General features: G+C 34.9%; 10 protein-coding genes. All 10 read left to right on the top strand.

What is annotated here, in order from left to right; all coding sequences use genetic code 11:
* The first annotated feature begins 249 nt into the window (after positions 1-249).
* The 10 genes from MNY66_RS01595 (at position 250) to potC (ending at position 12,239) form a co-directional block, all read left to right on the top strand.
* Positions 250-1,485 (top strand): aromatic amino acid transport family protein, encoded by a 1,236-nt coding sequence (locus MNY66_RS01595; protein WP_241501305.1) that lies wholly within the window; start codon positions 250-252, stop codon positions 1,483-1,485.
* A 1,466-nt stretch (positions 1,486-2,951) separates the two neighbouring features.
* Positions 2,952-3,224 (top strand): helix-turn-helix domain-containing protein, encoded by a 273-nt coding sequence (locus MNY66_RS01600; RefSeq protein ID WP_241501306.1) that lies wholly within the window; start codon positions 2,952-2,954, stop codon positions 3,222-3,224.
* 123 nt (positions 3,225-3,347) lie between these two features.
* Complete coding sequence (locus MNY66_RS01605) at positions 3,348-3,917, top strand: fimbrial protein (RefSeq protein WP_241501307.1); 570 nt, start codon at positions 3,348-3,350, stop codon at positions 3,915-3,917.
* 83 nt (positions 3,918-4,000) lie between these two features.
* A complete protein-coding gene (locus MNY66_RS01610) occupies positions 4,001-6,496 on the top strand; it encodes a fimbria/pilus outer membrane usher protein (protein ID WP_241501308.1) in 2,496 nt (831 codons plus the stop codon).
* Positions 6,497-6,507: 11 nt separating this feature from the next.
* A complete protein-coding gene (locus MNY66_RS01615; RefSeq protein ID WP_241501309.1) occupies positions 6,508-7,236 on the top strand; it encodes a fimbrial biogenesis chaperone in 729 nt (242 codons plus the stop codon).
* Positions 7,237-7,247: 11 nt separating this feature from the next.
* Positions 7,248-7,799, top strand: a complete 552-nt coding sequence (locus MNY66_RS01620) for a fimbrial protein (protein WP_231637024.1) — start codon at positions 7,248-7,250, stop codon at positions 7,797-7,799.
* Between the two features lie 15 nt (positions 7,800-7,814).
* Positions 7,815-8,780: a fimbrial protein gene (locus tag MNY66_RS01625; RefSeq protein ID WP_047255985.1), complete on the top strand. Its 966-nt coding sequence runs from the start codon at positions 7,815-7,817 to the stop codon at positions 8,778-8,780.
* 723 nt (positions 8,781-9,503) lie between these two features.
* Positions 9,504-10,613 (top strand): spermidine/putrescine ABC transporter ATP-binding protein PotA, encoded by a 1,110-nt coding sequence (gene potA, locus MNY66_RS01630; protein WP_241501310.1) that lies wholly within the window; start codon positions 9,504-9,506, stop codon positions 10,611-10,613.
* The gene (gene potB / locus MNY66_RS01635; RefSeq protein WP_241501311.1) at positions 10,603-11,463 is read left to right on the top strand and encodes a spermidine/putrescine ABC transporter permease PotB; all 861 of its coding nucleotides are present in this window, start codon (positions 10,603-10,605) and stop codon (positions 11,461-11,463) included. Before potA ends, potB begins: the two co-directional genes overlap by 11 nt.
* The gene (gene potC / locus MNY66_RS01640) at positions 11,460-12,239 is read left to right on the top strand and encodes a spermidine/putrescine ABC transporter permease PotC (RefSeq protein ID WP_047255988.1); all 780 of its coding nucleotides are present in this window, start codon (positions 11,460-11,462) and stop codon (positions 12,237-12,239) included. The genes potB and potC overlap by 4 nt, the downstream gene beginning before the upstream one ends.
* The last annotated feature ends 76 nt before the right edge of the window (positions 12,240-12,315 follow it).

The following is a 12,315-nucleotide window of genomic DNA, read 5'->3' on the forward strand; positions in this document are numbered from 1 at the left end:
ATATTGCTTATTATTAGAAATTAATTAATCAATTGATTTAACTTTTGGGTTAAATAATAGTGAGAAATTATAAACTATAAAAAATACAATCTATTACATTTTGTTCCAAAATATTTTTATTAATATATTTTTGAGAGCTAAGCCAGAAATCTACAATAAATATTCAGATTTATCTGTGCTATTGATTCGAATTGTTGCAGAATCGCCCAATCTTTTTTCGAACCTAAACTAACATTAATATAGAGCGATATGAAAACGACAAATAAGCCAGTAAAGAAGTGGACTTATCAGGATTTTACTTGGGTACTGTCTCTCTTTGGAACCGCCGTTGGTGCGGGGGTTCTTTTCTTACCGATTAAAGCGGGAGCGGGCGGTTTTTGGCCGCTAGTTATTTTGGCATTGCTAGCGACGCCTATGATTTGGTTGGCACATAAAGGGTTGGCTAGATTTGTATTATCAGCCAAAAATCCTAACGCAGATATTACTGATACCGTGGAAGAGCATTTTGGTAAGATTGGGGCAAACATTATCACGTTTGCTTATTTCTTTGCTATTTATCCTATAGTATTGATTTACGGTGTCGGTATTACTAATACTGTTGATTCATTTTTAGTAAACCAAGTTGGTTTAGATCCATTACCTCGCTGGTTATTATCTGGCGTGTTAATCTCAGCGATGACAGCAGGGGTTATTTTTGGTCGTGAGTTAATGCTAAAAGTTACTTCTATGATGGTTTATCCATTAGTCTTTATTCTATTAGCGTTATCTCTGTACCTCATTCCTGAATGGAATACTTCGATGGTGGAAGTGACACCAGATTGGAGCACATTACCTGTTATTGTCTGGATGGCTATTCCATTAATTGTATTCTCATTTAATCATAGTCCGATTATTAGCCAGTTTACTAAAGATCATCGTCAAATGTATGGTGACCAAGCAGTGATTAAAACCGATATGATCACCGGTGGTGCCGCGATGATGCTGACAGGCTTCGTGATGTTTTTTGTTTTCTCTGTGGTTTTATCATTAACACCTGAACAGTTGATTGCGGCAAAAGAACAGAATATCAGTGTTCTTTCTTATATTGCTAATGTGCATGCATCACCAATTGTTATTTATTTAGGCCCGATTATTGCTTTTGCTGCAATTGTTTCAAGTTATTTTGGACACTTCCTTGGTGCGCATGAAGGTTTAGTCGGACTAGTTAAATCTCATTCTTCAGCTTCAGTGAGTAAAATTCGAAAAGGTTCGATGATTTTCATCGTTCTGACAACTTGGATTGTGGCAATTAAAAACCCAAGTATTCTCGATATGATTGAGACTATGGGGGCACCGATGATTGCCGCAATTCTATTTATTTTACCAGTATTTGCTATGCGTAAAGTACCTGCAATGGCTAAATATAGAACCTCGACATTTGCTCAAATATTTACGGTGGTGTGTGGTTTAGCATCTATTACTTCTGTAATTTATGGTGCGCTATAACTGAGTATTTATCTTAGGTTGCTGCAATCAGCTCGGTTATTGGATTAATGTGATACGAAGATAAACATAATGAGCCTCTAAGCAGATTAGATTATTGTTTAGGGGCTTTTTAGTATTTTTTATCAGGTTTAGCCTAAGTTTAACTTAATAAGTTATCTTTATTTGATGAAATATTAAGATGGTTAATTCTGTCAAGGTTAACTTTACAGTTTTTATTTGATGCTCTGCTAGTTCCCCTCTTAATCAATACACTAAAAATTAACATAAAATGTTTAATTTAATCTATTTTTGTATACATAATTATTACTTTGGTTTTGATTGTTTAACATTGTAGGGTTTAATTGATTATTAAAAATCATTTATATTTTCATATGAACCTATCATGATTGTTTTATCTGAGGATTTTACTTGTTTAATTTATATTAAAAATAGTGTAAGAGATTGGTTTATTATAGCATGTAATTTATATAAGTTATTATTGCTTTATGTCATTATAACAAAATAGAAAATTGAATATTTATACTTTTTTTACTAAAAACTGATATTTTTTTATTTTTTCATTAAAGATAAATGGAAAAAATAATCATATATAGACCATCGAATTTACAATTTGTAATATTTTATTGGGAATAATAACATTTTTATCTGATTGAAATTAAAGATAAATTTAATTTTTTGGAATTATATTTATCGAGTTAATTTCTGTATTTAGTATAAGTAAGTTATTTTTTATGCATTCTAATAAGGGTTTCAATCTATGTATTACTCGTAATGCGTGTTTAAGCTAGTTATGTTGTGTTGTTTTTTGTTTTTTTTATCGGAAGTTATTGTTTGGTTTATCATAAATAATTCGTTATAAATTTTATATTAAATAAATAAAAGATTGTCATTTTATTTTAACTATTGTCAGTGGTAATTATAGTGAGGGATTAATAATAAGTTTTATTAAATATTATTAATTATATTTGAGTTTTTTTTACTATATAAATCAATTGGATAAATTATATTTACTTTAATTTGGTCCATTTATAAGTGGTTCTGCCATATAACCTGTTACATTTCTATTATCAATTGTCGACGCTCAATATTAAACTTTTAATTATCAAGTGGTTATATTTTTCTTAATATAAGCTATTTATTATTTGATGGGTATTTTCACTTATCGTAAGTGTTGTTTTTAGATATCTCCAATCGATGATCTGTTTTTGATAGCCTATACCTAACATTAGATAGTAAATCTATCGATATAAACAGTTTTACATTCAAAGATTAAAATCTATAATCGAATTAAATTGATTCAGACGGGTATTTTTAATATTAAATAAATTCTATGTTAATAAAATGAGTGAAATTATATATTCATATAAATAAAATTTTATTTTTTTTATAGGCTTCCTTTCGTAAATTATATTTTTATGGGTTGTTTTAATTTAATTTATAAATTTTTTAACTCAGGCTACGTAATTATGAAAAATATAAATAAATATGTGGGTAGGAAAATTAGATTGCGTAGAAAAGAGCTCGGATTTTCTGGAGTTCAGTTGGCTAACATTATTGGAATGAGTCAACAGCAAATCTCTCGCTATGAACGAGGAGAATGTTCTATTACCTTAGAAGGTTTATTTATTTTAGCAAAAGCATTAGATACAACCATAAATCAATTATTAAGTGAAGAGTTATCTTTAGATAAAGATAGTTTGTTGGAACAAAAGATAAATAACGAAATTTTTTTCATATGAATGTAATTTAATTGGTAATTATGTGGTTTATATTAAATTACTCTAAATTTATCTAATAACATTAGTAAGTTAGTTATTAGATATTAATCACGTTAGTCGTCTATTCTACAATAGGAAAATAATATGAAATTCTCTAAAATTGCTTTGGCTGCGATTATTGCATCTTCTTTCTCTACTATTGCTGCTAATGCTGCAACTGTTGACCAAGGGACTGGCGTAATTAACTTTACCGGTAAAGTTATTAATGCGCCTTGCTCATTACCTGGTGATGGCACTGTTAATGTTGACTTAGGACAAGTTGCAAATAAAGTATTAGAAACAGGCAATAAATATAGCCAAAGTGTTCAATATAATATTGCACTAGAAAATTGTGATTTAGCTGAAGTTCCAGGGGTTGGTGAAGGTGCTGATCCTTTATTCCCAGCAGTAAGCAAAGTTAAAGTTACTTTCTCTGGTACACCAGATGCAGATAAAACCGATCTATTAGTTAATACTGGTACTTCTCGTGGTGTAGGCGTTCGTTTAATTAATGCGGATGGTAATACTATGGCTGTTGGTGGAACAAGTATTGCAATTCCATTAGTTGATGGCCCAAATAAATTAGCATTTAGTGCTCGTGTTGAAGCTAATGGTAAAAAAGTTGAAACAGGTAGTATTATTGCTCAAGCAACTTATGCTCTGAACTATTTATAAGATTAGTAAGTAGAATAACAGGCAATATATATTGCCTGTTATTCCTTTATTTTGTTCCTGCATTTTATTTATCAGGACTTATTATGCTATTTATACATCGTGCTAAATTGATAAATACAGTTGTGGTTTTATCGGCATTGATGTTGGCATCTATGCCGATAAAAGCAGTTGAGTTTAATGTTAATATTATCGATGCCAAAGATAGAGATAATATCGATTTAACTCAATTTTCTAATCCTGATTATATTCCGGTGGGTGAATACCTTTCTGATATTACCCTTAATGGACGAAAACTTTCAGGCCAATATTTAATTCGCTTTATTGAAGATTCAAATGGTGAAACATCGCCTTGTATTACGCCTGAAATAGTTAAATTATTTGATCTTAAACCAGAGATAGAAAAAGAATTCCCACTTTGGAATGAGGGGCAGTGTGTAAATTTAACTGAGAAGGAAGGGATACAGGTTCGTTTCGATAAAGCTTTGCAGAGTATTCTTTTTTCTATACCTCAGGCATGGTTAGAATATGATGATCCTTATTGGGTTCCACCATCACAGTGGGATAATGGGATTACAGGCTTTATTCTCGATTACAATTTATTTGTTAATTATCTTGCGCCTAAAAATAGTAGCGAAACATTCAGTGCCAGCAGTAATGGGACTGCGGGGGTAAATTTAGGGGCTTGGCGTTTTCGAGCTGATTATCAGTATCAATATAATCGTTCTAATACGTTGACTAACCAACGGTTCGATTGGACTCAAATTTATGCTTTTAGAGCCTTGCCTAAAATTGGTTCTAAAATTTTACTGGGTGAATCCTATTTAAAAACGGATGTTTTTGAAAGTTTCCGTTTTCTGGGGGCTACATTATTTAGCGATAATCGAATGTTACCGCCTTCACTTCGTGGGTATGCGCCACAGGTGACCGGTATCGCTAAGACCAATGCGACCGTTATTATATCACAGCATGGTCGAATTATTAAACAAACTAAAGTCGCTCCCGGTCCGTTTTTGATACAGGATATCACTGACGCTGTTCAAGGGACGTTAGACGTTACTATTGAAGAAGAAGATGGTTCAAAAGTAAATTATCAAATTACAGCTGCTTCATTACCTTTTTTAACTCGACAAGGGCAGTTGTTGTATAAACTGACATTGGGAAAAACAGATCCTTTTGGCCGTTCGAATAAACATGATCCGCGATTTATGGCTGCGGAAGCTTCGTATGGGATATTAAGTAATACCTCATTATTTGGTGGATTGATTGCGACTATAGATAATGATAAATACCGTGCGATTAATTTAGGTATTGGTCAAAATATGAATAATTTTGGCGCAATGTCATTTGATATTACTCGGACGCAAGCCAAGTTTAGCCAATATGGAAATTATTCAGGTAACAGTTATCGATTAAACTATTCGAAGCGTTTTGAATCAACGCAATCGCAATTGACGTTTGCGGGATATAAATTCTCCGAGAAAGAATTTATTACCATGCCGCAATATATCGATGGGCTTAATGGTCAGTTAGATATGCGTCGAGATAAAAATGTTTATACGGCATCATTTAATCAATATATCGATCCACTGGATATTACGTTATATCTCAATGCATCTCATCACCAATATTGGGATAACGATTCCAGCACCAGCTTTGGTTTAAGCTTGAGTAAAATATTTAATTTAGGAAATATTCGTAATATATCAGCCACATTATCGGCTAACAGGATTAAATACCGAGAAACCGACGACAACCAGCTATATTTTTCTCTTTCTTTACCAATAGAAGGTGGCAGTTCGGTGAGTTACGATGCTCAATATTCTGATGGCGGTAAAACAGTCGGTCAGTCAGTCGCCTATTACAGTAAAAATATTGACAATAGTTATTGGAGTCTTCGTGCCGGTGGTGATAAGCGTGAATTAGGTCGAGGTGAACCGAATATTAGTGGTAATTATCAATATTCTTCTGCTTATGGGGTTCTGAATGTTAATGGCGCTGAGAATACTAATTCCTACCGCGCATTGGGGGGAAGTTGGTATGGTTCGATGACAATGACCAAATATGGCGCTGCATTACATCGAAATGCGACTAATAATGAGCCGCGTATAATGGTGGATAGTGATGGTGTTGGTGGTATATCGATTAATAATAATGAATCTGTAACTAATAGATTTGGTATCGGTGTCGCCACGAGTCTGAATAGTTTTACTAACTCAGATGTTTATATTGATATGAATACTCTACCTGACGATATTGATATTAGCGATAATATGATTGCAAAAACCTTAACGGAAGGAGCGATTGGTTATCAAAAAATTAATGCCAACCAAGGACGACGTATTCTGGCCGTTATTCGATTAGCCAATGGAAAGTATCCACCATTAGGAACTAGTGTTATTGAGCAAGAGTCAGGAAGAGAAGTAGGTATTATTGGCGAGAATGGCATTGTTTATTTAACCGGTATTAATCATGAAAATACTTATATTATTAAATGGAATAATCAACAGAATCAGTGTCAGCTAAATATGGCTGAATTAACCAATAATATGAATTCTAAATTATTAATCCCTTGTAACTAATGGAAAAAATTATGCATCATAAAAATATAGCTATGTTTTTGTTGTCATGTTTATTGTTGACTTCACAATATTCGACAGCAGCAATTAATATTGATCGCACAAGGATTATATTTCCGGGCAAGGATAAGTCTGTAAGTTTAGTGATTAATAATCAAAGTAAAACGTCACCTTATTTGGCGCAATCATGGATTGAAAATAGCCAAGGAGAAAAAATTTCCGAACCTTTTACCGTGTTACCGCCAATGCAGCGAGTTGAGCCTGGAGCTAAAAATCAGATTAAAATAATTAAAACAGAAGGAATTAATCAATTACCTCAAGATAGGGAATCTCTATTTTATTTAAATGTACGTGAGATCCCCCCTACCTCTGAAAAAGAAAATGTCGTGCAAATTGCTATTCAGAGCCGGTTAAAAATGTTTTATCGGCCGGCAACAATTATTAATAATAGTGATAAAGTCTGGGCTAAGGATTTAAATATTAGTCGTAATGGCAGTAAATTAACATTAGATAACCCATCTAAGTTTTATATTACACTCGGTTATTTAAGCAGTAATGAAAAAGGCAATTTTCCAGGATTTGAGAGTGTAATGATTTCTCCGTTATCTCAAGAAACAGTCACTGTTCCAACATCACCGTTTGCTAAATTATATCTTGGTTATATGGATGATTATGGTGGACTGAAAATGCTTACTTATAATTGTACTGCAGTTATGTGTCAGTTATCTGCAGAAAATAAATAGGATGTGTCAAAGTGAAAAAGTTACCTATTTCTTTATTTTTTATCATGCTTTTTTTTAGTCCCAAATATCTTTTTGCGGACAGCAGCATGTTAAAAGGAGATGTTAATTTTAGAGGGAGTATCGTTTCATTGCCCTGTAAAATAAGTTTATCTTCACTTGATCAAAATATTGATTTAGGGCCTATTTCACTTAATTTTTTTCAACAAATTGGCGATCGTAGTCCGGCTAAAAAAATACGATTAAAATTTGATGATTGTATTTTTCCATCATATTTACGCAATGATCGTGAACCTGTGGTGAGATTAATGTTTATTGCGGAGCCAACAAAAAGTACCGATCCCAATTTATTTGGTGGTCAGAGTTTACTAAACGGTTTTGGTATTCGATTACTGGATGAAAAAGGACATGAAATACCCAATGGCGAGTTTCGAAATTATCCAGTGAAATTTGATCATAATCAGCAAATTATTTTGTATTCCATGCTGGAAAGCTATCTTCCTAAAAATGAATTAATCCTGGGTAATATACGCAGTCAGATCAGACTAAATATTGATTATCTATAATTGGGATGGGGCATAATGATAAAATTACGCATTAATATAACAAGCATTCTTTCGGCCACATTATTGTTATTATGTAGTTTACCCGTAATGGCATTAGATTGCGTTGAAGCAGGAACCAATGTGGTTATTAAACCCCCTGTACCTGTTGGTCAATTAGCTATACCTTCCGATATGGAACAGGGGACGATAATCTGGGAATCAAACCCACTAACAGTAACTGTCTATTGTAATAATGTACAAACCAAGAAAGGCGATGTGGTTTATATGTATTTTAACCCGACCTCACAGTCTTTAGGTGAGGGGTTATTATTAGGGGCTCGCTATAATGGACAAGAGCTAGAAAAAAATGAACAGCGTGTGAGTACCGGCACTAATCCGATTTATCCTGGTCAAAGTGTTACCTTTACTATTACATTTGTTTTGTATGTTAAAGTGACAGGTAAAGTACCTCAATCGGGCTCTTATACTGGGGATGATAAATTTACCGTATTTCAATTTGACGGGAGCTTAGGGCTGAATAAAATCCCCGGAGCCAAGAATTTACGTTATTCTGTTTCGGGATTACGTGGGATCCGTTTTCTTAAATGTGGGGCGGATATTAAAGTCTATCCAGAGACTCAACAAATAGATTTTGGCCAATTGCTGGTGACAGATTTAGATCAGAATCAGGCGTTTAATAAGAGTTTTCAAATTCAAGCGGTAAAAAGAGGCTGTCTGGATAACTTTTCATTAAATGTTAACTTTGAAACTAATGATCCGTTAAATGGTAATTCAGCTATAAATTTAAAGAATGGGACTAATTTGACTATTCTAGATAGCGATAATAATAAAGTTAAGTTTAATTATTTTCAATTTTTCGGAAATTTACCCTCTGGTGCGACGGAAGTTACCCGTCAATACACCGCCTCAGTGAAGAGAGTCAGTAAAGTGACAACCGGGCCCTTTAGTGCTTCTACCGTGGTGAAAATTAATTATTATTAATTGATGATTGTATAGCGTATTAATTGAGAGCATTTTTGAAGGGCAGATAATTATCTGCCCTTTTTTATGTGTGTATTTTATGCAATCTAATTTTTTTATTGATAATAAATAATCGCCCCTAATGATCTTAATAGAGAGATATTATATTTTACGGGTATAAATGAAGCTAATAAAAAATATAATAGCTGCTTAGGCAGAATAAAATTATTATAAATTGATTTAAAACAAATAGATATGAAGTTTGTAATCAGGGTTATTTTATAGTCAAACGGTAATTATCTTCATTTGGCAGTTGTATAGGTCATCATTAGATGAATATCTAATTAATCTTTTGATTTAAAATAAAAAAATTAATTTTATTATTAGATTATTTAGGCTATAAACGGTGAGTCATCAATGATTATTAATCAATAGTAGAGGCCTCTCAATAAAAAAATGTTTTTTAGGCTATATTCTATAATTATCCAATTTAACTTAATGTTTTAGATGCGTTTATTGGTTAATAAATAATAAGTTAACCACATTAAAAAAATACAAATTTTCTGTGATCCAGCTTTCAATTTCATCAAACTGCGTTTATTATGCCCGCTTCGTAGTAATTCAATTGGCGCTACTGGTTTTGGGCTTCTCTGGAGAGGCGTTAATCACCTCCGAAGCTTATTACAGTCTTTTTCCTGTAGCGGTTCTATCTGCATTCTTGTAAGGGATAGAGTGATAGCATAAATGACTGAGAAAACCTCTCACACACCACTAGTTGAACTCAAAGCGGTTAGCAAAGGGTTCGATGGCAAAAATATCATTTCACAGCTCGACCTGAAAATTAATCATGGTGAATTCCTGACGATTTTAGGTCCCTCCGGTTGTGGTAAAACTACGGTTCTTCGCTTAATTGCCGGGCTCGAAGATGTTGATAGCGGTACGCTTATTCTGGATGGACAGGATATTACCGATATTCCGGCAGAGCAGCGTTGCGTGAATACCGTCTTTCAGAGTTACGCTCTATTTCCGCATATGACGGTGTATGAAAACGTTGCATTTGGTTTAAAAATGCAAAAATTACCGGCACATGAAATTGCACCTCGGGTTGAAGAAGCCTTACGTATGGTGCAGTTGGAAGCTTTTTCTCAGCGTAGGCCGAACCAATTATCCGGGGGACAACAACAGCGCGTGGCGATTGCTCGGGCGGTGGTTAATAAGCCCAAAGTGCTGCTGCTTGATGAATCGTTATCGGCACTGGATTATAAATTGCGTAAGCAGATGCAAAATGAGTTAAAAGCACTGCAACGTCAGCTCGATATTACCTTTATATTTGTTACACATGACCAAGAAGAAGCCTTGGCTATGTCTGATCGTATTTTGGTGATGCAAGCTGGGCATATTGAACAGGATGGCACACCGCGTGAAATTTATGAGGAGCCTAAAAACCTGTTTGTGGCACAATTTATCGGCGAAATTAATATTTTTGATACTACCGTTCTGTATCGTATTGATGATAAAAAGATCCGTGCACGGGTCGAAGGGCATGAATGCGATATCTACACTGAGCTGAATGTTACCCCAGGGCAATCGGTCAAAGTCCTGTTAAGACCGGAAGATTTACGAGTTGAAGAAATTCATGATAGCGAACATGTGCCAGGATTAATTGGATATGTGCGTGAACGCAACTATAAAGGCATGACGCTAGACTCTGTGGTTGAAATGGAGAATGGCAAAATGGTTATGGTCAGTGAATTTTTCAATGAAGATGATCCTGATGTTGATCATTCGTTGAATCAAAAAATTGCCGTGACTTGGGTAGACAGCTGGGAGGTGGTGTTGGCCGATGTTCAATAAACGTAAGTTATTACAGAACATAGTGATCATTGGTGTGGTCACTTGGTTATTGCTGTTTGTTTTTATGCCGAATCTCATGATTATCGGTACCAGCTTTTTGACCCGTGATGACGCCAATTTAGTGCAAATGATTTTCACTTGGGATAACTATACGCGATTGTTTGATCCTCTATATGGCAAGGTGATGTTGCATTCCTTGAATATGGCGGTAATTGCCACGCTGTGTTGTTTGCTAATTGGCTATCCTTTTGCGTTTATTTTGGCGCGTTTACCGAAAAAACTGCAACCCTTGATGCTGTTTTTGTTGATAGTCCCGTTCTGGACTAATTCACTGATCCGTATTTATGGCCTTAAAGTCTTCCTCAGTACCAAAGGCTATATGAATGAATTTCTGTTATGGATTGGACTGATCGACAAACCATTTCGCTTGATGTATACCTCGGAAGCCGTGGTGTTGGGCTTGGTGTATATTTTATTACCTTTCATGGTGATGCCGCTATATTCTAGCCTCGAAAAGTTAGATAAACCTTGCCTTGAAGCCGCAAGGGATTTAGGGGCTAATAAATTCCAAACCTTTATTCGTATCATTATTCCACTCACTATGCCGGGGATTATTGCCGGGTGTTTATTGGTGTTGCTGCCTGCGATGGGGCTGTTTTATGTCTCTGATTTAATGGGCGGATCAAAAAATCTGTTGATTGGTAATGTGATAAAAAGCCAGTTCCTAAATATTCGCGATTGGCCATTTGGTGCAGCGACTAGCATAGTACTGACACTGGCGATGGGGCTATTACTGTTCGTGTATTATCGCGCCAGTAAATTGCTGCACAAGAAAGGAGACTTGGGATGATAGGGCGTATTTTGCGTAGTGGCTTTATGACCATCGTCTATGCTTATTTGTATATTCCCATCATTCTGCTGGTGGTTAATTCATTCAATAAATCTCGCTTTGGTATTAATTGGCAAGGGTTCTCAACCCAGTGGTATGGCTTATTGATGAATAACGATAGCCTGCTGCAAGCTGCGGGGCATTCATTAACCATGGCGGTACTTTCCGCAACCTTCGCGACCGTTATCGGTTCGTTGACCGCAGTGGCTTTATATCGGTATCGTTTCAAAGGTAAGCCGTTTGTCAGCGGGATGTTATTTGTGGTGATGATGTCACCAGACATAGTCATGGCGATTTCGTTATTAGTACTGTTTATGTTATTGGGAATATCTTTGGGTTTTTGGTCATTATTATTTTCTCATATTACTTTTTGCCTGCCGTTTGTGGTAGTTACCGTTTATTCTCGCTTAAAAGATTTTGACGTGAAGATGTTAGAAGCGGCAAGAGATTTAGGGGCGGGGGAATGGACTATTTTGCGCAAAATAATTTTACCTTTAGCCTTACCCGCAGTGATTGCCGGCTGGTTATTAAGTTTTACATTGTCGATGGACGATGTGGTGGTTTCGTCATTTGTGACCGGACCAAGCTATGAAATTCTACCGTTAAAAATTTACTCGATGGTAAAAGTTGGGGTCTCGCCAGAGGTCAATGCATTAGCCACCATCTTGCTGTTATTGTCATTAGTATTAGTAATATTAAGCCAGTGGGTATTACGTGATCGGCTGAAAAGTCATTAATCGATAGGGCGTCTTGTTATCGTTTATCACATGGATTGATACCTATGAGGTATCAAAGGATATCAAGTCGCTATGG

Source organism: Moellerella wisconsensis (assembly GCF_022592395.1).
Classification (GTDB): Bacteria; Pseudomonadota; Gammaproteobacteria; order Enterobacterales; family Enterobacteriaceae; genus Moellerella; species Moellerella wisconsensis.